Source organism: Microbacterium xylanilyticum (assembly GCF_054654695.1).
In genome coordinates this window covers 3,897,617-3,919,449 of the sequence record NZ_BAAIEN010000002.1, presented here as the reverse complement: position 1 = coordinate 3,919,449, position 21,833 = coordinate 3,897,617, and the positions used below count along the sequence as shown (strand labels likewise).

The 21,833-nt window shown below is 68.7% G+C and carries 22 protein-coding genes; 19 read left to right on the top strand and 3 right to left on the bottom strand.

Annotated elements, in window-relative coordinates; translation table 11 throughout:
- Positions 1 to 37 precede the first annotated feature (37 nt).
- From rpsR to ACYQ1L_RS19390, 10 genes are all read left to right on the top strand, one after another.
- Positions 38 to 292, top strand: coding sequence for a 30S ribosomal protein S18 (gene rpsR / locus ACYQ1L_RS19435; RefSeq protein ID WP_040168021.1), 255 nt, complete (start codon positions 38 to 40; stop codon positions 290 to 292).
- An 11-nt stretch (positions 293 to 303) separates the two neighbouring features.
- Positions 304 to 756: a 50S ribosomal protein L9 gene (gene rplI / locus ACYQ1L_RS19430; protein ID WP_460005619.1), complete on the top strand. Its 453-nt coding sequence runs from the start codon at positions 304 to 306 to the stop codon at positions 754 to 756.
- A 226-nt stretch (positions 757 to 982) separates the two neighbouring features.
- Positions 983 to 1,996, top strand: a complete 1,014-nt coding sequence (locus ACYQ1L_RS19425; RefSeq protein ID WP_460005618.1) for a Bug family tripartite tricarboxylate transporter substrate binding protein — start codon at positions 983 to 985, stop codon at positions 1,994 to 1,996.
- A gap of 90 nt (positions 1,997 to 2,086) precedes the next feature.
- Positions 2,087 to 2,650, top strand: coding sequence for a tripartite tricarboxylate transporter TctB family protein (locus ACYQ1L_RS19420; protein ID WP_460005617.1), 564 nt, complete (start codon positions 2,087 to 2,089; stop codon positions 2,648 to 2,650).
- The gene (locus ACYQ1L_RS19415; protein WP_460005616.1) at positions 2,650 to 4,260 is read left to right on the top strand and encodes a tripartite tricarboxylate transporter permease; all 1,611 of its coding nucleotides are present in this window, start codon (positions 2,650 to 2,652) and stop codon (positions 4,258 to 4,260) included. Before ACYQ1L_RS19420 ends, ACYQ1L_RS19415 begins: the two co-directional genes overlap by 1 nt.
- The gene (locus ACYQ1L_RS19410; RefSeq protein ID WP_460005615.1) at positions 4,257 to 5,930 is read left to right on the top strand and encodes an ATP-binding protein; all 1,674 of its coding nucleotides are present in this window, start codon (positions 4,257 to 4,259) and stop codon (positions 5,928 to 5,930) included. The genes ACYQ1L_RS19415 and ACYQ1L_RS19410 overlap by 4 nt, the downstream gene beginning before the upstream one ends.
- Positions 5,927 to 6,601, top strand: a complete 675-nt coding sequence (locus ACYQ1L_RS19405; RefSeq protein ID WP_460005614.1) for a response regulator — start codon at positions 5,927 to 5,929, stop codon at positions 6,599 to 6,601. The genes ACYQ1L_RS19410 and ACYQ1L_RS19405 overlap by 4 nt, the downstream gene beginning before the upstream one ends.
- A gap of 455 nt (positions 6,602 to 7,056) precedes the next feature.
- Entirely contained in the window at positions 7,057 to 7,506 is a 450-nt protein-coding gene (locus tag ACYQ1L_RS19400) for a hypothetical protein (RefSeq protein ID WP_460005613.1), read from the top strand.
- 31 nt (positions 7,507 to 7,537) lie between these two features.
- A complete protein-coding gene (locus tag ACYQ1L_RS19395; RefSeq protein WP_460005865.1) occupies positions 7,538 to 8,266 on the top strand; it encodes a class F sortase in 729 nt (242 codons plus the stop codon).
- 56 nt (positions 8,267 to 8,322) lie between these two features.
- Positions 8,323 to 9,210: a hypothetical protein gene (locus ACYQ1L_RS19390; protein ID WP_460005612.1), complete on the top strand. Its 888-nt coding sequence runs from the start codon at positions 8,323 to 8,325 to the stop codon at positions 9,208 to 9,210.
- Between the two features lie 162 nt (positions 9,211 to 9,372).
- On the opposite strand, the gene ACYQ1L_RS19385 is transcribed toward ACYQ1L_RS19390, so the two are convergent.
- Positions 9,373 to 10,410 (bottom strand): chaplin family protein, encoded by a 1,038-nt coding sequence (locus ACYQ1L_RS19385; RefSeq protein ID WP_460005611.1) that lies wholly within the window; start codon positions 10,408 to 10,410, stop codon positions 9,373 to 9,375.
- A gap of 29 nt (positions 10,411 to 10,439) precedes the next feature.
- Here ACYQ1L_RS19385 and ACYQ1L_RS19380 point away from each other — a divergent pair, with 29 nt between their 5' ends.
- Positions 10,440 to 10,796: a hypothetical protein gene (locus ACYQ1L_RS19380; RefSeq protein WP_460005610.1), complete on the top strand. Its 357-nt coding sequence runs from the start codon at positions 10,440 to 10,442 to the stop codon at positions 10,794 to 10,796.
- Positions 10,797 to 10,801: 5 nt separating this feature from the next.
- Here the strand turns inward: ACYQ1L_RS19380 and ACYQ1L_RS19375 are convergent, their stop codons facing one another.
- Positions 10,802 to 11,839, bottom strand: coding sequence for a hypothetical protein (locus ACYQ1L_RS19375; protein WP_460005609.1), 1,038 nt, complete (start codon positions 11,837 to 11,839; stop codon positions 10,802 to 10,804).
- Between the two features lie 579 nt (positions 11,840 to 12,418).
- Between ACYQ1L_RS19375 and dnaB the strand changes: the two genes are divergently transcribed.
- The 6 genes from dnaB to ACYQ1L_RS19345 all read left to right on the top strand — a co-directional run bounded on the left by dnaB (position 12,419) and on the right by ACYQ1L_RS19345 (position 20,035).
- Entirely contained in the window at positions 12,419 to 13,795 is a 1,377-nt protein-coding gene (gene dnaB / locus ACYQ1L_RS19370) for a replicative DNA helicase (RefSeq protein WP_460005608.1), read from the top strand.
- Positions 13,796 to 13,998: 203 nt separating this feature from the next.
- Positions 13,999 to 15,237 (top strand): IS256 family transposase, encoded by a 1,239-nt coding sequence (locus tag ACYQ1L_RS19365; protein WP_460005607.1) that lies wholly within the window; start codon positions 13,999 to 14,001, stop codon positions 15,235 to 15,237.
- A 189-nt stretch (positions 15,238 to 15,426) separates the two neighbouring features.
- Positions 15,427 to 17,217 carry a KAP family P-loop NTPase fold protein gene (locus ACYQ1L_RS19360; RefSeq protein ID WP_460005864.1) on the top strand — a complete coding sequence of 597 codons (1,791 nt, stop codon included), beginning with the start codon at positions 15,427 to 15,429 and terminating at the stop codon, positions 17,215 to 17,217.
- A 54-nt stretch (positions 17,218 to 17,271) separates the two neighbouring features.
- Positions 17,272 to 17,985: a hypothetical protein gene (locus ACYQ1L_RS19355; RefSeq protein WP_294982386.1), complete on the top strand. Its 714-nt coding sequence runs from the start codon at positions 17,272 to 17,274 to the stop codon at positions 17,983 to 17,985.
- Positions 17,982 to 19,268, top strand: coding sequence for a 7-cyano-7-deazaguanine synthase (locus ACYQ1L_RS19350; protein WP_294982384.1), 1,287 nt, complete (start codon positions 17,982 to 17,984; stop codon positions 19,266 to 19,268). Before ACYQ1L_RS19355 ends, ACYQ1L_RS19350 begins: the two co-directional genes overlap by 4 nt.
- On the top strand, positions 19,265 to 20,035 hold the full coding sequence (locus ACYQ1L_RS19345; protein ID WP_460005606.1) for a TatD family hydrolase: 771 nt from the start codon (positions 19,265 to 19,267) through the stop codon (positions 20,033 to 20,035). Before ACYQ1L_RS19350 ends, ACYQ1L_RS19345 begins: the two co-directional genes overlap by 4 nt.
- Before the next feature lie 12 nt (positions 20,036 to 20,047).
- Here the strand turns inward: ACYQ1L_RS19345 and ACYQ1L_RS19340 are convergent, their stop codons facing one another.
- On the bottom strand, positions 20,048 to 20,368 hold the full coding sequence (locus ACYQ1L_RS19340) for a hypothetical protein (RefSeq protein ID WP_460005605.1): 321 nt from the start codon (positions 20,366 to 20,368) through the stop codon (positions 20,048 to 20,050).
- Between the two features lie 239 nt (positions 20,369 to 20,607).
- Between ACYQ1L_RS19340 and ACYQ1L_RS19335 the strand changes: the two genes are divergently transcribed.
- Together ACYQ1L_RS19335 and ACYQ1L_RS19330 are read left to right on the top strand one after the other, a co-directional pair.
- Positions 20,608 to 21,444, top strand: coding sequence for a TnsA-like heteromeric transposase endonuclease subunit (locus ACYQ1L_RS19335; protein WP_460005604.1), 837 nt, complete (start codon positions 20,608 to 20,610; stop codon positions 21,442 to 21,444).
- Complete coding sequence (locus ACYQ1L_RS19330) at positions 21,441 to 21,815, top strand: hypothetical protein (RefSeq protein WP_460005603.1); 375 nt, start codon at positions 21,441 to 21,443, stop codon at positions 21,813 to 21,815. Before ACYQ1L_RS19335 ends, ACYQ1L_RS19330 begins: the two co-directional genes overlap by 4 nt.
- Positions 21,816 to 21,833 lie beyond the last annotated feature (18 nt).

Here is a 21,833-nt window from a genome sequence, read left to right as displayed (position 1 = left end):
TGACGGATCCGAAAACCATTTCTCGTAAGGAAGACTCATGGCTGGAAAGTCGAGCGGCGACCGCCGCAAGCCGCGGAAGGGCGCGAAGAACGCCGCCCCCGCGAAGTCCATCCGCGTGGGTGTCATCGACTACAAGGACGTCGCGACCCTCCGCAAGTTCATCTCGGAGCGCGGCAAGATCCGCGCCCGTCGCATCACCGGTGTGTCCGTGCAGGAGCAGCGCCTGATCGCCAAGGCGATCAAGAACGCGCGCGAGATGGCTCTCCTGCCCTACGCCGGCGCCGGCCGTTAAGGAGCACCGACATGGCAAAGCTGATTCTCACGAATGAGGTCGCCGGGCTCGGTAGCGCCGGTGACGTGGTCGAGGTCAAGAACGGGTACGCCCGCAACTACCTCGTGCCGCAGGGTTTCGCTGTCGCGTGGACGCGCGGTGGCGAGAAGCAGGTCGAGCAGATCCAGGCCGCCCGAAAGGCGCGCGCGATCCACGACCTCGACGACGCGGTGGCGCTGAAGAACGCCATCGAGGCCACCAAGGTCCGTCTCACCGTCAAGGCGGGCGCCGAGGGCCGTCTGTTCGGCTCGGTCAAGACCGCCGATGTCGCCGCCGCCGTCGAGGCCGCGGGCATCGGTGCGATCGACAAGCGCAAGGTGCACATCACCTCGCCGATCAAGTCGGTCGGCGACCACGAGGCCACCGTCCGTCTGCACGACGACGTGACCGCTGTGATCACGCTGCAGGTCGTCGCAGCCAAGTAAGCGCCGACGCCCTGTCAGGGGCCGTCTCCTTCGGGAGGCGGCCCCTTTCGCGTGCCCGGATGGCGGCGCCGGACGCCGGCCCAGGTCACCGTCAGGTCACGGAAGTTTTTCTTAATGACCACAACCGGGGCCGTCCACGACCGGCCAGTACATTCGTCGAGTCCGGCAGCGCTGCCGGCTTCCGCAATCCGGCGAGGACGCCGGTGACACGTGAAAGGCATCTTCCGTGAAGATCTCGACAATCGCCAAGGCTGCCGCGGTGGGCACGGCTCTGCTGCTCGCCCTGACGGCGTGCAGCTCCTCGAAGGCGGACAAGGACGCCGCCGAACCGAGCGCCGCCGCGTTCGTCCCCCTCACCCGCGTCGAGGTGATCGCCCCGGCCGCACCCGGCAGCGGCTGGGATCAGACCGCGCGAGCCGCGCAGGCCGCACTGCAGACCGACAAGATCGCCAGGACGATCACGGTCAACAACGTCCCCGGCGCCTCCGGGACCGTCGCTCTCGCGCAGGTCGCGCCGAAGAAGGGCCAGAAGGATCTGCTGATCATGTCCGGCCTCGCCATGATGAGCGGCGTCGTCACCAACGGCACCTCCGTGTCGCTCGACGATCTCACTCCGCTCGCCCGCCTGGTCGGAGAGCACGAGGCGATCGTCGTGCCCAAGGACTCGCCGTACAAGACCATCGACGACCTGTTCGACGCGATCAAGAAGGATCCGAAGTCGGTCGCGATCGCCGGCGGGTCGGCCGGCTCCGCCGACCACCTCTTCATCGGCCTGCTCGCGCAGCACTACGGAGTGAAGCCGTCCGAGGTCAATTACGTGCCCTACTCCGGCGGCGGTGAGGCGACTACGGCGCTGCTCGGCGGCAAGGTGCAGGCCGGTATCGCCGGAACGGGCGAGTTCGCGGCGCAGATCACCAGCGGCGAGCTGCACGGGCTGCTCGTGTCCTCGCTCGAGAACGACGGCGAGCTGAAGTTCGCCCAGGCGGCGGGCGAGATCGACCCGAAGCTCGAGTTCGCCAACTGGCGGTCCGTGATGGCTCCGGGCGGCATCGACGAGAAGCTGCGGGCGCAGTACCTCGCGGCGCTGGACAAGATGCACGAGGGTGACGCCTGGAAGGCCGAGCTCGAGAAGAACGGCTGGATCGACAACTACATCGCCGGTGACGAGTTCTCCAGCTGGCTCAAGGAGGAGAACACGCGCGTCACGAGCGTCCTGAAGGATCTGGGACTCGCGAAGTGACACCACCCGCGGGAGGAGAGGCGGTGCGCCTCTCCTCCCCGCAACACGCGCGCCGGCCGGACGGGCGGCACACAGGAGAAGGAGATCGGGATGAGCGAGGAATCGTCGCCCGCAGTCCTCAGTGACGAGGACGAGGGCGCCCGCAGCGCGGAGCAGGCCATTGCGCCGCGGACCGGCGCAGGCATCGGCGAGTGGGTCGTCGCCGCAGCGGTGTTCGGCCTCGGAGTGGTCGTGCTGCTGGACGGGCTCGGTCAGCGGCAGTCCACCTCGGCGTCCGGCATCGGCGCCGGCTTCATGCCGATCGTCGTGGGCAGCCTGCTGCTGGCGCTCTCCGTGGCGCTGGCCGTGCAGCTCGCGCGGGGCAAGCACGGGGAGCCGGAGCAGGCCGAGGGCGATGTCGACGTGTCGCGCACCCATTGGGTCGCGCTGGCGATCGCGGCGGCGGGGCTGCTGTTCTTCCTGTTCACCGTGGAGCCTCTCGGGTTCATCCCCGCGACGACCGTGATGTTCTTCCTGATCTCGTTCGCGATGGGATCCCGCCGCTACCTGATCGCGTTGGTGATCGCGCTGGTCACCGCGTGCATCATCTTCTTCTCGTTCACGGAGCTGCTCTCGATCGACCTGCCCGCGGGGATCCTGGAAGGACTGATCTGATGCCCGGTCTCGAAGGACTCATGCACGGGTTCGAGCTGGCCTTCCAGCCGCAGAACCTGCTGTTCGCCCTGATCGGCACGATCGTCGGCACCCTCGTCGGCGTGCTCCCGGGCATCGGCCCGGCCCTCACGATCGCGCTGCTGCTCCCGCTGACCTACACGGTCGACCCGTCGGCGGCGTTCATCATGTTCGCTGGCATCTACTACGGCGCGATGTACGGCGGATCCACGACCGCGATCCTGCTGAAGACGCCGGGGGAATCCGGTTCCGTGATCACCGCGATCGACGGGAACCGGATGGCGCGGATGGGCCGGGGTGCGACCGCGCTCGCGACCGCTGCGATCGGATCCTTCATCGCCGGGACGATCGCGACGATGCTGGTGGCGTTCTTCGCGCCATGGATCGTGGACATCGCCGTGCAGCTCGGTCCGCAGGACTACCTCGCGCTGATGGTGGTCGCGTTCCTCACGGTGAGCGCGCTGGTGGGCAGCTCACCCCTGCGCGGCCTCATCGCCATGGCCGTCGGGCTCGCGATCTCCCTCATCGGCATCGACTTCCAGAGCGGCCAGCAGCGCCTCACGTTCGGCCTGCTCCCGCTGCTCGACGGCATCGACACCGTCGTGCTGATCGTCGCGCTGTTCGCGATCGGCGAGCTGTTCTACGTGGTCGCGCATCAGTCCACGCTGATCTTCAAGGTCATGCCGTTCGCCGGGAGGTGGATGAACCGTGAGGACTGGCGGCGCTCGTGGAAGCCGTGGCTGCGCGGCACCGCGATCGGCTTCCCGCTCGGGGTGATCCCGGCCGGCGGATCCGAGATCCCCACGTTCCTCTCCTACACGCTCGAGCGCCGGCTGTCGAAGCGCCCCGAGGAGTTCGGGCACGGCGCGATCGAGGGCGTCGCCGGCCCGGAGGCGGCGAACAACGCGAACGCCGCCGGCACCATGGTGCCGCTGCTCACCCTGGGCATTCCGACCTCGGCGACGGCCGCGGTGATCCTCGTGGCCTTCCAGCAGTACGGGATCCAGACCGGTCCGCAGCTGCTCGAGACCAACGGACCGCTGGTGTGGAGCCTGATCGCCAGCCTCGTGGTCGCCAACGCGATCCTGCTGCTGCTGAACCTGCCCCTGGTCGGGCTGTGGGTGAAGCTCCTGAAGATCCCGAAGCCGTACATGTTCGCCGGGATCGCGACCTTCGCCGTGCTCGGCGCCTACGCCGCGGGCGGCTCGACCTTCGACGTGGGCCTGCTGCTCGTGCTCGGCGTGCTCGGATATGTCATGCGCCGCTTCGGCTACCCGGTGTCGCCGCTCATCGTCGGCGCCATCCTGGGGCCGATCGCCGAGGTGCAGTTCCGGCGGGCGCTGGACATCGCCGGCGGCGACCCGGTCGCGCTCGTCTCGACGCCGTTCACCTGGGCGATCTACGGGACGCTGGCCGTCGTGTTCATCCTCACCTTCGCGCTGCGCGGGCGCCCGTCGAAGCGGCACGTGCTGGTCGAGGTGAGCGGGCTGCCCACGACGCTCACGCCGACGATCCCCGCGGACGACGGCACCGGCGCGCAGCAGGACGGCCGGGCCCAGCGGTCGGCGCAGGAGCAGCGCGACCCCGCGTGACCGGCAGGCAGACCCGGTCGGCCGGAGCGGCGGCCGGCCGCCGGCGCCGCACGGCCGCGTGGGAGAATGAGGCCGTGCGCCGGACGATGTCGTTGAGCACGCAGATGCTCGTGCTGCAGGTCGCCATCGTGCTGGTGCTCATCGTGGGCACGGGCGCCGTCGCCGCCTTCCTCGCCGCGCAGTCGAACCGGGAAGCGTACCGCGACCGGATGATCGCGATCGCGCAGTCGGTCGCCGGGCTCCCCACCGTCGTCGAGGACCTGCTGGCGAAGGATCCGGAGCACCAGATCCAGCAGATCGCCGAGGCCGTCCGCAAGTCGTCCGGGCTCAGCTACGTCGTCGTGACCGATGACCACGGGATCCGCTACTCGCATCCGAATCCGGAGCGGATCGGGGAGAAGGTGTCGACGGATCCCTCGGTCGCCCTGTCCGGGAAGGTGCAGATCGAGACGCAGACGGGCACCCTGGGCGAATCGTGGCGGGTCAAGGTGCCGATCCACGGGCCCGACGACGGAGTGATCGGCGTGGTCTCGGTCGGGATCTTCGAGGCCGACCTGCAGGCGCAGTTCTTCGACGACCTCCCCGGCCTGGTGATCGCTCCCATCGCGGCGGCCGTGATCGGCGTGATCGGCTCGGTGTGGACCGGGTGGCTGCTGCGCCGCCGGATCTACGGCCTCGAGTCGGAGGAGATCCGCACGATGCTGGAGACCCGCGAGGCGATGCTGCACGGCATCCAGGAGGGATTCATCGCCGTGGACGCCGCCGGGCGTCTCGTCGTGGTGAACGACGCGGCCGCACGCCTGCTGGACGTCGCGCCCGAGGAGATCATCGGCGCGGATGCGGCCGCGGTGCTGGACGAGGAGCTCGCCCGGTTCCTGCTCTCCGGGGAGACCGCCGAGACGCCCGTGCTCTCCGGGGAGCGGGTGCTCGTCGTGCATGGGGCGGCGGTGCGGGTGAAGGGTCAGGACGTCGGTCACATCGCGATGCTGCGCGACCGCACCGAGCTCGAGGAGACGCTGCGGGACCTGCGCGGGGCGCGCAACCTCGCCGACGACCTGCGGGCGCAGTCGCACGAGTTCTCCAACTCCCTGCAGGTGCTCAGCGCGCTGCTGGAGACGGAGCAGCACGAGGCCGCGCTCGCGTTCATCCACCGCATCGGCGGCGGCGGATCCCTGGCCACCGACCAGCTGCGGCACGGCATCGACGACGTGGAGGTGACGGCGCTGGTCCTGGCGAAGTCCGCGCGGGCGCAGGAGCTCGGCATCGAGCTGGAGCTGGATCCGGACTCGCATCTGCGGGAGGTCGAGCACGACGACGACCTGCTGACGATCGTGGGGAACCTGCTGGACAACGCGATCGAGGCCCTCGGCCCGCGCGGAGGCCGGATCGTGCTGTGCATCCGGGACGACATCGCCCCGGAGCGGATCGCCGTGAGCGTCGACGACGACGGCCCCGGGGTCCCGCGGCATCTGCGCGACGCCGTGTTCGAGATGGACGTGTCCGACAAGGGTCGGGTCCCCGGCAAGGAGCGCCGCGGCATCGGGCTCACGATCGTCAAGCGGGTGGCGCAGCGGCTCGGCGGCACGGCGATGGCCGACGCATCGCCCCTCGGCGGCGCCCGGTTCGTGGTGGACGTGCCGTGGCCGAAGGATGCCGAGGTGCGGTGGTGACCCGTGCGCGCGTCGTGATCGTCGAGGACGACCGGATGCTCGCCGCACTCAATGCGACGCTGGTCGACGCGCACAGCGGGTTCGAGGTCGTCGCCGTCGCGCACAGCGCGGCCGCGGGGCTGCGCCAGGTCGAGCAGCATCGGCCGGATCTGCTGCTGCTGGACGTGTATCTGCCGGATCTGAACGGGCTCGAGCTGCTGCGACGGCTGCGTACGATCCGCGCGGAGGCGGAGGTGATCGCCGTGACCGCGGCGCGCGACGTCGAGACGGTGCGGCGGGCGCGGGTGCTCGGCGTGCGGCACTACCTGGTGAAGCCCTTCACGCGTGCCGACCTGCATCGGCGCCTGGACGAGGTGCAGCGGGCGCTCAGCGCCACGGCCGGAGGCGCCGACCTCGATCAGCGCGCGGTGGATCTGATGCTGGGCGGCGCCGTGGGCGCGCCCGCTGCCCCCAAGAGCCTCTCCGCGTCGAGCCTGGGCCGGGTGAGCGCGCTGCTCGACGGCGCGGAGGGCGACATGTCGGCGGCGGAGATCGCGGAGGCGCTGGGGATGTCGAGAGTGAGCGCACGGCGGTACCTCGAGCATCTCGCCTCGATCGGACGGGCGGAGGTCGCACCGCGCTACGGTGCGGTGGGGCGACCCGAGAACCGCTACCGCACGGTCCGCCGCTGAAGAGCCGTCGCGCATCCGGCGGGCCTTCGTCCATGCGGGTCTGGCCGGATCCATTGCCCTCATATCGGAAGATCGGTATCGTTTGGCCCAAAGGTTGCACGGGCTGGGGCGTGGGCAACCGTCGACGGGGTGGGACCCGGCGATCTGGGGGATCGGCGCGTCGATGTGCACTCCGTGGACTTCCGCGCACCCGGATGCATGTGATCACACATCGATCACGAATCCGGGGGTACTGGGGACATGTCTCCGAACAGCAAGAGCGCTGGGGCGCTCCGCAAGGCCGCGTACGCGGCGGGCGCGATGTCGCTCGCGGTCGCGGGAATCCTGATCACGGTGCCGGCCGCCTCTGCGGACGAGGGCACCTGCACGCCGGCCGCCGCATACGACGAGCAGGTGCTCGTCACGCCCGCGGTGCCGGCGACACCGGGCACGCCCGCCGTCACCCACCTCGCGCGGTGCAGCGCTACTCGTGGACGGGCGGCCCGGACGGTCCTGGGGCCGGTGACGTCCCTCCGGGCGAGAACTGGCAGGCGAACACCGAGCACTACAAGGACGGAGAGCCGCTCGGCACGCCGTACCAGGCGGGCACGCCCGGCAACAGCGACTGGTTCTACTGGACGACGGAAGAGGTCGTCGACACTCCGGCCGTCCCGGGCACGCCGGAGATCCCCGCCGTCTACAAGACCGTGCATCATGACGCCGTGACCTGCCCGGTCACCGTCGTCACGCCGCCGACCGAGGTCACGCCGCCCGCGCCGGTCGAGGAGCCGACGCACACGGTGCCCACGACGGTGCAGACCGACGGCGACACCTCGTGGATGTCGATCGCGGCAGGCGGTCTCGGGGCGCTCGCCGCAGCGTCGCTCGGCGGGGCCGGACTGCTCATGCGCGGCCGTCGCAGCTGAGCGGTCCCGGGGGAGAGGAAGGGTCATCGTGATGCGCCGACGCCTCGCGATGGCCCTTCTCGCGGTCGCGGTGCTCGCCGGCGGCGGCGCGGTCGCGCTCGCCGGAGCGACGCGCGGGGTCGGCGCCGTGCCGATGAAGCCCGCGCCCCAGGTGAGCGCCTCGGCCTCGTCGGGGTCGTCTGGGCCGCTGCTCGCCCCGCCGACCGCCTCGCCGAGTCCCGTGCCGGCGGCGGCCGATCCTGCGCCGCTGCAGGACATCGACGGCTCGCCGGTCCACATCGCCGTGCTGGACCAGGGGGTGCCGCTCATCGACGCGGACGTCGACCTGATCCAGCTGAACGGGGACGGCTGGCTGAACCCGGATCCCGGGCTGGCCGGCTGGTACGGCCCGCCGCAGTGGCAGACGGTTCCCGGCAATCTCTCGGGGTATCGAGCCGTGATCGTGGGGCACAACGTCACGGGTGAGGGCATGAAGGACGTCTTCTTCGATCTCGGCCGAGTGAGGGCGGGCGACAGCGTCGTGATCACCTACGCGCTGCGCACCGGCGGCCTGGCCACGGCCCGGTTCGCCGTGGGCGCCGACGCGGTCAGCGCACCCAAGCAGGACGTGGTCGCCCAGGCGACGACCGCGTACCGGTGGGTCTGGCAGTCGGACGGTCCGCAGCGCACCCTCGCGCTCTTCTCCTGCGATCTCGACGCGCCGCACGTCGACGGTCATTCGGTCGACAACTGGATCGTGACGGCCACCCGGGTGTCCTAGCGAGCGGGACCTCCGTCCGCTCCGCTGCGCGCTACTGTCGAGCGGGAGGGGGGAACATGAGCGCCGAGACCGAGGATCCGATCCCGTATCCGCTGCCCGACAACTGGGACGAGCGCGGAATGGCCCCGGTGTCGACGGTCGCCTACGCGATCATGGCGATCACGGCGGCTGTGCTGCTGCTCCTCGGGACCGCGCGGGCTCTGCGGGGCGACACGGGAGGAACCGTGCTGTGGGCCGTCGTCTTCGGGGCCCTCATGGCGTGGCTCTCGGTCTCCCGGGAGGGCCCGCCGAGACGGTACCGGGGCCCTGTGCTGATGAACGCGGTCGCGTTGACGAGAGCCGACCAGCAGCCGCCCGACTCCTGGGTGCACTTCTTCCGGCAGCAGCTCGCGTCGTGGGGTCTCGGCTGGGCGCTGCTGATCGGCGGCGCCGGTTCGGGCGGTCTGCTCGTCGTGGCGGCGATCCGGGCCGTCGAGAGCGCCGGCGGAGGGTGGCTGCTGCTGATCGTGCCGTTGGCGCTGGGGGCGGCGCTGCTGGTGCTGTGCGGGGTGATCGCGCTCGTCGCCGCGTACCGCAGCGGGTCGTTCGGGCGGATCCCGATCGGCATCTCGATGGGGAGCTCCGGGTTCTCCCGGCACTACCTGGACGCGATCGACGTCGTGCCGTGGGAGCAGGTGCAGCGTGTCGTGGCGCTCGCTCGCGAGGAGGGTTCCACCGAAGGCGCACGGCGTGTACGGATCGAGCGCCACGGAAGCGAGCCCTTGGAGCTCAGCGTCGACCGCTACACCGTTCCGCCATGGGTGCTCTACGCGGCGCTGCGGTACTGGCACGAGCATCCCGAGCGCCGCGAGGAGGTCAGCACCACTGTCGCGCAGCAGCGGCTGGAGCGCTGGTGCGCGATGGGTTCGGTCCGCGTTCCGCATCAGGCTGCCGTGCGGCGCTAGCGGACGCGCGAGCCGGTTCCGGGCACCCCGACAGGGGCCGCCTCCCGCTGGGGAGAGGAGACGACCCCCTCATCGCCGCGCCCGGTGCTGGGGACACGGGGCGGGCGGGGGCCCGGTGGCGCGGCGATCACCCTCCGTCGACGCGGCGCGCCACCGGACCGGTCATCGGGTGCTCGTGCGGCGGATGAGCGCTCCCGCGCCCGTCGCAAGGAGCAGGAGCGCCGCGAGCAGCAGCGGCAGCGGCGACGCCCCGCCCGTCTGGGCGAGCCGTGTCGCGGTCTGCGCCATCAGCGCGCTCGGGGCCGACGCGGCGCCGTGACCGCCTGGGGCGCCCGGGGTTCCCGGGGCTCCGGGGGTGCCCGGTGTTCCGGGGGTGCCCGGGGTGCCCGGGGTTCCGGGGGTGCCCGGTGTTCCGGGGGTGCCCGGGGTGCCCGGGGTCCCGGGGGTGCCGGGCGTGCCCGGGGTGCCGGGGGTCACGGTGCTGGTGCCGCCGACGCTCACCGCGTTGCCGCCGATCGTGATCGGCGCGGTCACCGGCAGCACGATCTGAGTGCCGCCGAGGACCGATCCGTTCCCCGAGGTCGTCGCCCCGGGCGCCCCCGCGCTGCCGCCGATCGGGGGGCCGCTGGTGCCACCGCCGGTGACGGTGCTGTCGCCGAGGACCGCGATGGCGTTGCCGCCGACCGTGACCGGGGCGGTGACGGGCGCCACCACCTGGGCGCCGCCGAGGATCGCGTCGTCGCCACTGGTGGACGGGCCTGCGGGTGCAGTGGTGCCGCCGCCGGTGGTGCCGGATCCGGTGGTGGCGGTGCTTTCGCCGAGCACGGACACCGCGTTGCCGCCGACGGTGATCGGCGCGGTGATGGGGGCGACGACCTGGGTGCCCGAGAGGACGCTGTCGTCGCCGCTGGTGGACGGGCCGGACGGGCCGGTGGTGCCGCTGCCGGCGCCACCGCCGGCGGTGCCGGATCCGGTGGTGGCGGTGCTTTCGCCGAGCACGGACACCGCATTGCCGGAGACCGTGACCGGGGCTGTGACGGGCGCCACGACCTGAGTGCCCGACAGCACGCCGTCGTCGCCGCCCGTGCTCGCGGCGGCCGGAGCCGACGCCGTCGGAGTCGCCGCCGGTGCGGTCGAGGTGCTGTCCGCGGTGCCGAGGACGGCGATGGCGTCGTCCGTCACCGTGATCGGAGCGCTCACCGGAGCGACGACCTGGCTGCCGGATGCGGATGCCGTCGTCGCCGGACGTGGTGGCGGCCGGGGCGGGGGCGCTCGCCGGTGCGGCGGGGGCCGAGCCGGTGGACGTCGACAGGCCGAGCGCCGAGATGGCGTCGCCGGTCACAGTGACCGGGATCGATACGGGTGCGACGACCTGGGTGCCGGATCCGATCGCGTCGTCCCCGGAGGTGGTGTCGGCGGCGTTCGCCGCCGACGCGCCGAGCAGGGTGATCCCGCCGGCGATGAGCGTGCCCCAGAGGGCATGCTTCACGAAAGTGCGCATGATGTTGCTCCTGACGTCGAGAGTCGATGGGTTGAGGGCGCGCGTGAGCGCGCGGCTGCAGCTGCCCGCAGCGGGGCAGCACTGATCGACTCAGTCAGGAGAGACGTCGGCGGCGAACACCGGCGAGGACGGCAGAGCGTCGTCGTCCGCGGCGCCGGTCGGCGCGTCGGCGGGAGACGGGAAGACGAACGAGGCCAGGAACGGGGCGAACCACGCCGGCGCACCTGCACCGGAGCCCGCCCCTGGCGAGGATCCCGTGCCGGTCGGTGCTGCCCACGGCTCGGGCAGCACCGGATCCGGGGCCGCCGGAGAGCCCGGCGGCGATTCTGCGGTGCTGAGCAGCGCGGCGCGGGTGAACGCCATGATCGCTGGTCCGCGGGCCGATTGCCAGCGCGAGGCCGCTCCGGGCGGTGCCGAGCCGGCCACGGGCGGGTCGGGAGCGAAGGCCGCCGGCCCGGAGGATGGAGGGATCCCGGGAGGGGAGTCCGTGGGGCCGGTGCCCGGATCGATGCCCACGACGGGAGGGAGGGATCCGGTGAGATCGTCGATCGTGCCGACGAGTCCGCCGATCGCGGGCGCGACCCCGAGCGGTGCGATCGCGTCGCCGACGAGGGGCAATGCGGTCACGGCGTCGACCACGGGCGCGGTGACGGCGCCGAGCTGTCCGGACCCGAGCCCGGTCGACACCGAGGCCAGCACGTCGGGAACGTCCTGCGCGACGATGCCGGCGGTGTCCGCCACGACCTCGGACGGCGACGTGGCCGGATCCGGCGGGACGACGTCAGCGGCGCGCTGCGCCGTCTCCGCGATCGTGGACGCCGCCGATCCGACCAGGTCGGTCGCGGCCGGCACCGCGTCCGGCGCGGGGGTCGGTGCGGATGGGCCGGCAGGGTCCGCGATTCCGGCGGCTGCATGCAGCGTGCTGTCGACCACGGACACTGCGGACGAGCCGGAGTCGCTGAGTAGCCCCGCGGCTCCGTCGAGCAGTCCGCTCCCGTCGTCCGCGTGCGCCGATGACGATCCGAGGATCACGGAGAGCGCCGCCCATCCGAGCGCGAGGCATGCGCCCCCGAGCAGGCTCGCACGAAGCCGGCGACCGCTTGAAACGACCCCTTCCACGTGCATCACCCCCAGAACGTCGCTGTCCCGACCCCCGACGTTTCTTGGCGCAGACTGTACGCCTCGGAGCGGCGCGCGTCCAGGGGCTGTGAGATTTCTTCGGCAGCGGATCCACCGCGAGTCCGCCCTCGCGACACTCGCGAGTCTGAGCGTCGGCCGCGGCGCTGCGTGCTCATCTGAGCGACGCCACTCCCGCCGAACGGCTGACTTGACAAACGGGTGCGCGCGTGCGCCGTGTCCACGGAGTTGTACACATCCGCAGGACTCCCGCCGAACCTTAAAGAGGGACTTTAAACAGATTCTCATCCACAGGGTGAGAAAACAGGAAAACCCAGATCAAAGGGGATAAAAAAGTTGAGATTCCGAACACTCCCCACAGTTATCCCCAGCCGTTCTGCACAGACTCTCCGGACTTTCTCGCAATCCCTCCACACAGTTATCCACAGGCCTCTCGGGCGTGCCGGTAGCGTGGTGCAGCAACCCGATGTCGGTGGTCCGTGGTGCGATGTGCGCGCGGGGGGATGAGCTCCGTGAGACCGGATCCCGACCGGGATGGCCACGCCGGCGGGGTAGGAGAAGGGGGCGCGTGTGTCGATCGCGGATATCGCGGAAGAGCGGCTCGGTGGCGAGCGGGGTCCGGAGCGGACGCCCCCGCACGACCTCATGGCCGAGCAGTCCACGCTCGGCGGCATGCTGCTCTCGAAGGATGCGGTCGCCGACGTCATCGAGTCCTTGCGCGGATCCGATTTCTACATCCCCAAGCACGAGCTGATCTTCGACGCGATCCTCTCGCTGTACTCGCATGGCGAGCCCACTGACGTCATCGCCGTCACCGACGAGCTGATCAAGAACGGCAACCTGTCTCGGGCCGGCGGGGCGGACTACCTGCACTCGCTCACCTCGATCGTGCCGACCGCCGCGAACGCCGGGTTCTACGCCGGGATCGTCTCGGAGCGCGCGATCCTGCGCAAGCTCGTCGACGCCGGCACCCGCATCGTGCAGATGGGCTACGACGGCCAGGGCGATGCGGTCGACCTGGTGAACAGCGCGCAGGCCGAGATCTACTCGGTCACCGGCACCGAGCAGGCCGAGGACTACGTGCCCCTCACAGTCGCCGTCGACGCTGCCGTCGAGGAGATCGAGGCGGCCAGCGGCCGGGACGGATCCATGACCGGTGTGCCGACCGGCTTCCGCGAGCTCGACGAGCTGACCAACGGCCTGCACGGCGGCCAGATGATCGTCGTCGCCGCCCGTCCCGCCATGGGAAAGTCGACGCTCGCGCTCGACTTCGCGCGCGCCGCATCGATCGGGCACAACCAGCCGTCGATCTTCTTCTCCCTCGAGATGGGCAAGGCCGAGATCGCCATGCGCCTGCTCAGCGCCGAGGGCGCCGTGCCGCTGCAGAACCTGCGCAAGGGCACGCTCGACCAGCGCGACTGGACCACGGTGGCCGCGACGCGCGGGCGCATCAACGACGCCCCGCTGTACATCGACGACAGCCCGAACATGACGCTCGTCGAGATCCGCGCCAAGTGCCGCCGGCTCAAGCAGCGCGCGGGCCTGAAGATGGTCATCATCGACTACCTGCAGCTGATGACGAGCGGCAAGCGCGTCGAGTCGCGTCAGCAGGAGGTCTCGGAGTTCTCCCGCGCCCTGAAGCTGCTCGCGAAGGAGCTGCAGGTTCCGGTGATCGCGCTCTCGCAGCTGAACCGTGGCCCCGAGCAGCGGCAGGACAAGAAGCCCGCCATCAGCGACCTCCGCGAGTCGGGATCCATCGAGCAGGACGCCGACATGGTGATCCTGCTGCACCGTGATTCGGTCTACGACAAGGACGTGCGCCCGGGCGAGGCCGACCTCATCGTCGCCAAGCACCGTAACGGCCCCACCGCGACCATCCAGGTCGCCTTCCAGGGCCACTTCTCCCGGTTCGCCGACATGGCCAGCGACTTCCAGGGTGGCGTGTAGGTTCCGCGTGAACTTGGCACTTTCCACGACGAGATGGCATGCACTTGGCATTTGTGCCATCTCTCGTGGACAGCGACGGGACTGGGTTGCGTCCGGCAAGGTGGTGTACGGATCGGGTGACCGTGTCGCTGTGAATGTGGCGACGGTCACCGCGTGATCCTTCGAGAGAACTCTTCACATCCGTCTCGAAAGGAACCACGACGATGACCGTCGTACCCAGTATCGACCCTGCCCGCTTCCTCGAGGAGCACCTGTCCCAAGCCTCACCGGATCTGCTCCGGGAGATGCTGGGCACGTTCATCAATGCGCTGCTGTCCGCCGACGCCGACCAGGTCTGCGGCGCCGCTTACGGCATCGTCAGCGATGACCGGGTGAACCGGCGCAACGGCTACCGCCACCGCGACTTCGACACGCGCGCCGGCACCATCGACGTGAAGATCCCCAAGCTGCGGCAGGGGACCTACTTCCCGGAATGGCTGCTCGAACGGCGGCGCCGCGCGGAGGCTGCGCTGACCACCGTCGTCGCGACCAGCTACCTGCTCGGCGTGTCGACACGGCGGATGGACGACCTGGTGAAGACCCTCGGGATCACGGGGCTGTCGAAGTCGCAGGTGTCGGAGATGGCCCGCGACCTCGACGAGCAGGTCACCGCGTTCCGCACCCGCCCCCTCGACGCAGGCCCGTACTCGTTCGTCGCCGCCGACGCCCTCACTATGAAGGTCCGCGAGGGCGGCCGGGTCGTGAAGGTCGCGGTGCTGGTCGCGACCGGGGTGAACGCCGAGGGCTACCGGGAGATCCTCGGCCTGCAGGTCAACAGCAGCGAGGACGGCGCCGGCTGGCTCACGTTCTGGCGCGACCTCGTCGCCCGCGGCCTCAACGGCGTCAAGCTCGTCACCAGCGACGCGCACGCCGGGCTGGTCACCGCGATCGGGGCGACCGTCGGCGGCAGCTGGCAAAGATGCAGAACCCACTACGCGGCGAACCTCATGTCGGTGACGCCGAAGAGCTCGTGGCCATGGGTGAAGACCCTGCTGCAGACCGTGTTCGACCAGCCCGATAAGAAGAGCGTGCACGACCAGTTCGACAAGGTCCTCGACGCCCTCGAACACAAGCTGCCCCGCTCGTTCGAGCACCTCGAGGCCGCGCGGGAGGAGATCCTCGCGTTCACCGCGTTCGACAAGTCGATCTGGCGACAAATCTGGTCCAACAATCCCAACGAGAGACTTAACCGGGAGATCCGCCGCCGCACCGACGTCGTGGGCATCTTCCCCAACCGCGACGCGATCATCCGCCTCGTCGGCGCCGTCCTCGCCGAGCAGCACGACGAGTGGGCCGAGCAGCGCCGCTACCTCGGCCTCGACGCTCTCGCCGCCGCGCGACGCGTCGGCGAACCCGATACCGAGGAGGTGATCGAACCCGACCTGCGAGCCCTCACCGCATAACCCCCATCAACGAAGGATCACACGATCACCGATACACCACGCCCAAGGGCTTGACCCGGGACTGTCCCATTTCGGTCGAGGCGGAGTACCAGTGAGGGCCGTCGAGGGGGCTGCGCCACGGGTAGGTGTCGGTGCTTCTCCGTAAGGTCGGAGATGAGGATTGGTTTCTGAATCACGCTGGGGGCTGTGATGGGGTCGGATTTTCGGTTGTGGTCGGATGAGCCGTCGGCGACAGATTTACTGTCGTTTGACGCGATCGCGGACACGATTGTTGACGCGTTGTTCGACGTTGCTTTGGACCCAGTTGCCTTGGGTCTCGAAGGCACGTGGGGCAGCGGTAAGACGACGGTGCTTCATCTCATCGAGAAGCGGATCGGCTCGACGAATGACGATGACGAGAAGGTCGTTGTCGTTCGGTCTAACCCGTGGCAGTACGACCCCGCGACCGGTGCCAAGGAGAGTCTGGTCGCTGAGATCCTCGGTGCGTTGACCACGGAGTTCGACGACATGGATCCTGCAGGCAGCGCCGGAAGGGCCGCGCTGCGCGCGCTGGTAAAGCGCGTGAACTGGTCGAAGGCCGTGAAGATGGCTGCCCGGACGGCACTGACGTTGCAGCTTCCCACTATTGACCAGGTGTTCGAGCTGGTGAGTGACGATCCGGAGTCCTTGGACTCTCCGAAGGGTATGGCGTCCTTCAAGGGAGAGTTCGAGAAGCTGCTTGCGGACCCGGCGCTGGCACATGTGACCCGGGTGGTCGTTTTGGTGGATGACCTCGACCGGTGTCTGCCGCCGACCGTGGTCGAGACCCTCGAGACGATCCGGTTGTTCCTCTCTGTTCCCGGAATGTCGTTCGTAGTGGCGGCGGACGAGGCGCGTGTCGCAGAGGCGATACGGATGCAGTTGGGCACGCCGCCAGTCGGCGACGGGCAAGAGAGTATCGCGAGCCTGTACCTGCACAAGATCGTGCAGACGACGGTGCCGGTGCCCGCATTGAGCGCCTTCGACACGCGCGCGTACTTGTTCCTCTTGTTGGCGAGGCAGGAGATGGACGGCGATGCGCTCTTCGACGACCTGGTGCAAGCATGCGGGAAGCTGCGCATCGAAGCTGGGAGCCTGGACGATCTAGAGCTCCCCAAGTCGGGTCCATTGCAGTCGGCGATGCAGAGCGCGGCGCGACTGACACCGATCCTCTACGAGAAGCTCCAGGCGAATCCGCGTCGGATCAAGCGATTCATGAATGATCTGAATGTCAGGCAGTCGATTGCGAGCAGGAGAGGCATCACACTCGCGCCGGACGCTGTCGCGAAGCTGATGGTGCTGGAGCGGACGCTGCTGGCCGACTTCGAAACGTTGCTGGGGTGGCTCAGCGCGGGCGTTCTGCGTCCCCGGCTGGAGCGTCTCGCGGAGATCGCGGAATCCGGGCCGAGCAGGACTGGAGGCGAGGCATCGGGTGAGCCAGAAGATGAGCCGTTCTCCTCAACGATGGTGCGCTGGGCGAAGCTTCCGCCGACACTTGATGCGGCGGCTGTGGGTGGGTACCTCACATTGGCGGCCGCCTTCCACGGCAGACTGTTGGTCGACGAGGGACTGCCCGAGCAGCTGCGGGACATCGCAGCCGCTCTCGCCTCGCGGTCACAGGTAGAGAGGGAGGCTGTCTCGCAGGACGAGCTGCAAGCACTTCCGCTGGGTGATGTCTCCGTGCTGCTCGATCACCTCGGCCGCCGACTCCAGGACGACCCTGCTGTGCAGTTCGCCGCCGTGAACGCGATCATCACGCTGGTGAAGTTGCACCCAGAGGTTCTGCAAGAGGGTGTTGCGGCGCTGGGCCGCCTACGTGCCCCTGATGTGGCCGCGTCGACCGTGATGCTGTTCCGCTCTCTCGAGGGACAGTATGTCGATGTCCTCGAGGGATGGCGAGCGGGCTGTGATGCGGATTCCGATACGTCGAAGGCACTGACGTCGCTGCTGGGGACGGTGTGACCGGTGGGCACAAGCGGCGTATATAAGGGTGGCGGCGGGTCCGATGCGGCCGGGGTGCGAGACGCCCTCAGCGACTGGCTCGACGGCGCGTCCGCGCCATCTGCGCCCGGCACCGGTAATGGCGTCTCACACCTGGATCCGAAAGCGGTGGGTGGGGCGCTGCGCCTATGGTCCGGACCGACCGGCGGCGGTGGGGCGCGACGGACTGGCGGGTCGAGCGGCTCGTCAGGCCGCGGCCGGTCCAGTGGAGGCGCGCAACGCTCGGTCGCGCGTGTAGCGGGACCAGCCGGAAGCGCCGCGACGCTCTCGACCGCGTATCTGCGAGGTGAACGGGCGCCACTGGCGGCTGCTGGTCTCGACCTGGACGAGCTGAGGGCCCTCGACGACCCGCTCGAGGTGCGGCGCCGGATTGTCGATGCGGCATTCCAGACGGAGCCGGACAGCACGATCGCCGATGCCGAGGCCCGACTCGTCGTTGCGGACCTGGTGACATGGACGCTGCAGACGCCGCGGGATCCCGAGCAGATAGTTCGGCACACCGTTGAGCTTATGATCGCGAGGTCGATACTGACCGAAGTAGGCGACACTATTCGGCAGCAGCCCAGTGCCGCCCTGCGGCGGGAAGCCGAGAATGAGATCCGGCTAGCAGCGAAGGCGTGGGCGATGCGGTTCGACGTGACCGCCGTCGCACTCAACGGTCCCTCGATCAGCGCCGCGGTGGCTACGGGCGTGGCAGACCTTCTCGCGATCTACGGGGACGAATCGTGACCAGTATCGAATTGTGCCTGACAAGTGACCAGGCGCAGCGGAGCACCGCCGACGAAGTGTTCCTCTGGGATGGCACTGCGGGCGACTCGTTCCACACAGGCCTGCGCCCCGATCTTCGCCAGTTGGGCATGGTGCCGTCCGCGAACGCCGACTTCGTTCGTCTCGCGCTCACGGTGTACACCGCGGACCACTCGGTGCTCCGGCAGCACGGTGGATCGAACTGGAACGAGCGAGATCTCACGCTCACGGTGCCCGCCGTTCACCACGAGCAGTGGAACGCCGCCGCTGCGGGATTCGAGCGCACACTCGCCTTCCTATCCGGAGACTCGTGGACGTTGCAGTTCGTCCCGCTTCGGCCGCCGTCCGAAGACGCTCTCGTCCCTGACACCGCAGCGCGGACGGTTCTTGTCAGCGGTGGCGCGGACTCCGCCTCGGGCGCACTCGTGTCCGCAGCGACGCTTATGTCAGGACAGACACAGAGGTTGGTGTCTCACTCCAGCTCCGGTTCGGGCGCCAGCGCACCGCAAGCGAGGGTCGCGACAGCATTGGAGCAGTTGTATCCGGGTACGACCCTGCGTCATCACCAGGTGCATCTTCAGCGCAGATCACGGCGGCTGAGCGGCACCCGATTCCGGCAGGAGCCGTCCAGTCGCTCGCGTTCGCTGCTGTTTCTGGCTCTCGGGCTTGCGGTCGCCAGTCAGAGTGGGCGGGGTCTGTGGATTGCTGAGAACGGATTCGCCTCGATCAATCCGCCTTTGGGCCCAGAGCGGGTCGGCGCATTGTCCACGCGAACGACGCAGCCCTGGTTTCTGTGGCGGATCGGTTCGCTGGTGACAGAGCTCGGCGGGTTCGGGCTGATCGAGAATCCCTTCCAGGCGCTCACGAAAGGAGACGAATACCGCCGCGTCGCGGACCTCGTCGGCCGCGCTCGTGCCGCGGCATTCTTGTCAGCGACGAACTCATGCTCCCACAGTGACCAGCAGTACCTGGGCAAAGTGGCGAGTGGCACGCACTGCGGGAAGTGCTTCGGCTGTGTCCTTCGCCGTGCAGCCTTCGTCGCAGCCGACCTTCCGGACGCAACCACCTACCTTGCTGATCTCGGTGGCAAGTATGCCCAGTACGCGGAACAGCGATCAATCGAGAACGCCGTGAGGGACTTCGTCTCCAACGGCGTGGACGAGAGCTTCCTGATGACGACCCCGCTCCCGCCGCAGATGTCTGTCGTTGAGGCGCGGAGTTTGTACGAGCGGGGTCTGGCCGAACTGGGAAGCTATTTGGGATGAGACGTCTGCCACCGCTGGACACGCACGCGCATGTCGCGTTGGATATTGCACCGGTCGAACTCGAGAGGCTCGGGGCCGTGGTTCTCATTGCGACCCGTTCACTCGATGAGTTCCAGACAGTGCAGTCACGCACCGACCGCGCGAGCGTGTGGGGCGTCGGTTGTCATCCGTCACTCGTCGGCGCCCAGCGGGGATTCGATGCAGACCGCTTCGCGACGATGATCCGTTCGACGCCGTATGTGGCCGAGGTTGGATTGGACGGCTCGTCAAGGGTTCCGCGTGACGAGCAGGTCGGGACGTTCGCTGAGATCGTACGCGTGCTCGAGATGTCACCGCGTGTCACTTCGATTCACAGCTATCGTGCCGCGCGCCCCGTGTTGGACGTGCTCGACCAGTCGCGACTGCGAACGGGAGTCGTTCTCCACTGGTGGCTGGGCACAGTCGAGGAGACTCGCGAGGCGGTTGACCTCGGCTGCTACTTCTCGGTCAACTATTCGATGACTCGCTCACTGGAGCACCTCCAGGCGGTTCCGCAGAGTCGTCTCTTGGTCGAGACGGATCATCCGAGCGGCGACCGGTTCTCCCCGCACCCTCGTCGTCCCGGCGCGGTTGAGGCGCTGGAATCCCGGCTCGCGAAGGCGTTCAACGTAGATCCTGAGGCGATGCGCTCGTTGGTCTGGTCGAACTTCGCGACGTTGATTCGCGATACCGGGGTCGCCGCGCTGTTGCCTGGCGCTGTGCGTGAGATGACGCGGTCAGTTAGCTGAGAAGTCAGGGGACTACGAAGCAGTGCGCTCGTCCGGCAGGGTTCTCCGCTCGGCGCGGCGTCGGGCGGCATCCCACCATTCGTTGTCGCGAAGCTGATACAGGATGGTCCGTTCACCGGGTACTCGTTCGACGAACTCGATCCATCGCGCGCGGCGGAGCTTCTGTATGAGGGGGTGGACGATGCCAGGGGACAGGTGCGTGGCATCGGCGATCTGCTTGGAGGAGAACCTCTCGCCGTTCAGGCCGGCGATCTCTACGATGACGGCGGTCATGTGGCTGTTCCCGAAGATCAGCCGCGATTCCTCGGTCGCGCTCGGCTCCACCATCGTCATGTTCTTGAGTGTGACACACCCTGACCGTCAGGGCGCCGTCTTCCTCTATGTTTCCCCCGTATCCAACCCTATATTTGTACGTCTCAGATGCACTTTGTTGTGTATCTCGCATACACTACAGATGACTGTCACAATCATCACCTGATTCGTGACTCCGATATTACGATCAAGGCTGAAAGTCAATGGCTGAATCCTGAATCGTAAACGTCGAATATGTGTCGGATTCACGCATTTCTCTGATGCGTCCCGCGCTCGACGATGGGCCGCATGTTCACCGCTTGCTGGCCCGGCTTCGAAACCTCGCGCGGCAGCCGGGTAGCGCGGACTTGCTGCCCGCGACAAGGATCGCCCCGGCGATGAACGGGCCGACGTCGATGATCCGCATCCGCAAGGCGGAGGATCTGGTCGACGCCGTTCCTCTCGACGATGTGCGCCTCCGCATGTTCCACGCGGCGATCCCATGGCGTGTGTTCCGGTGGTACAAGAAGCAGCGCCACTTCTCGGGCACGTATTGGTCGGCGACGATGGAAGCCCCGGTCGGGTATGAGTCCCGTCTGGAATACGCCAACCTGGTGCTCCTCGACTTCGATCCAAGGGTCGATTTCATCCTGTCCCAGCCGTTCCTCGTCGAGGGCGATGACCATGGCACGGCCCGCAAGCACATCCCGGACTATCTGATTGCGCACACGGACCAGTCGGTCTGCGTGGTGGACGTGAAACCGGCGGACAAGCTCGTCGTGCCGAAGGTGCGCGACTCGCTGGACTGGTCGCGGCGGGTCTTCGAGGGGCACGGCTGGGAGTACCGCGTTCTCTCGGAGCCGGATCCCGTTGTCTTCGCGAACGTGCAGTTCCTGGCCGGCTACCGGCGACCGTTCCAGTTCTCCGAGGCCGAGGTCACCGCGGCCAGCGAGCTGGGAATGCCAATGGCCTTCGGGGAAGCGGTTCGCGCCGTGACTCCGATCGCGGGCGACCCGAGGTTCGCCCGTTCCCTCGTGCTGCATCTGCTGTGGACGCGGCGGCTGCGCACGGACCTCACCCAATTGATGAGTGCACGCAGCGTATTGGAGCCGACATGAACACGAACGAGGACCTCCGCCCGGGAATGCCATTCACCTTCCACGGTGAGCGAATGATCACCGCCCGCATCCTGGGAGAGACCGTCGCGGTCCGAGACAGGAGCGGGCACACCCGTTACCTGTGGGTCAAGCAGGTCCTGGAAGGGGTGGCCGTGGAAGCCGCTCGCGCTGACCAGGCGCGCGCATTCTTCGGGTTCACCCTCCCCACACCGCCGGTCCGAGCGACCACCACCTCACCCACCGCACGCCCTGTACGCGACATTGACGAGCGCAGCACCAACAGCGGTGCGATGAGCCTCGCCGCGGCACGCAGGCGTCGGCATGTCAGGCACATCGTCGCGCCGACCGACAACCCGCCACAGGCCGCGTGACAAGAGAAGGGAGACTGG

Bases quoted from the DNA above. Each gene is read 5' to 3' on its own strand.
- ACYQ1L_RS19365 (WP_460005607.1), top strand. From the start codon at position 13,999: ATGACCGTCGTACCCAGTATCGACCCTGCCCGCTTCCTCGAGGAGCAC.
- ACYQ1L_RS19380 (WP_460005610.1), top strand. From the start codon at position 10,440: ATGCCGTCGTCGCCGGACGTGGTGGCGGCCGGGGCGGGGGCGCTCGCC.
- ACYQ1L_RS19415 (WP_460005616.1), top strand. From the start codon at position 2,650: ATGCCCGGTCTCGAAGGACTCATGCACGGGTTCGAGCTGGCCTTCCAG.
- ACYQ1L_RS19395 (WP_460005865.1), top strand. From the start codon at position 7,538: ATGCGCCGACGCCTCGCGATGGCCCTTCTCGCGGTCGCGGTGCTCGCC.
- ACYQ1L_RS19345 (WP_460005606.1), top strand. From the start codon at position 19,265: ATGAGACGTCTGCCACCGCTGGACACGCACGCGCATGTCGCGTTGGAT.
- rpsR (WP_040168021.1), top strand. From the start codon at position 38: ATGGCTGGAAAGTCGAGCGGCGACCGCCGCAAGCCGCGGAAGGGCGCG.
- ACYQ1L_RS19390 (WP_460005612.1), top strand. From the start codon at position 8,323: ATGAGCGCCGAGACCGAGGATCCGATCCCGTATCCGCTGCCCGACAAC.
- ACYQ1L_RS19335 (WP_460005604.1), top strand. From the start codon at position 20,608: ATGCGTCCCGCGCTCGACGATGGGCCGCATGTTCACCGCTTGCTGGCC.
- rplI (WP_460005619.1), top strand. From the start codon at position 304: ATGGCAAAGCTGATTCTCACGAATGAGGTCGCCGGGCTCGGTAGCGCC.
- ACYQ1L_RS19340 (WP_460005605.1), bottom strand. From the start codon at position 20,368: ATGACGATGGTGGAGCCGAGCGCGACCGAGGAATCGCGGCTGATCTTC.
- ACYQ1L_RS19420 (WP_460005617.1), top strand. From the start codon at position 2,087: ATGAGCGAGGAATCGTCGCCCGCAGTCCTCAGTGACGAGGACGAGGGC.
- ACYQ1L_RS19330 (WP_460005603.1), top strand. From the start codon at position 21,441: ATGAACACGAACGAGGACCTCCGCCCGGGAATGCCATTCACCTTCCAC.
- ACYQ1L_RS19360 (WP_460005864.1), top strand. From the start codon at position 15,427: ATGGGGTCGGATTTTCGGTTGTGGTCGGATGAGCCGTCGGCGACAGAT.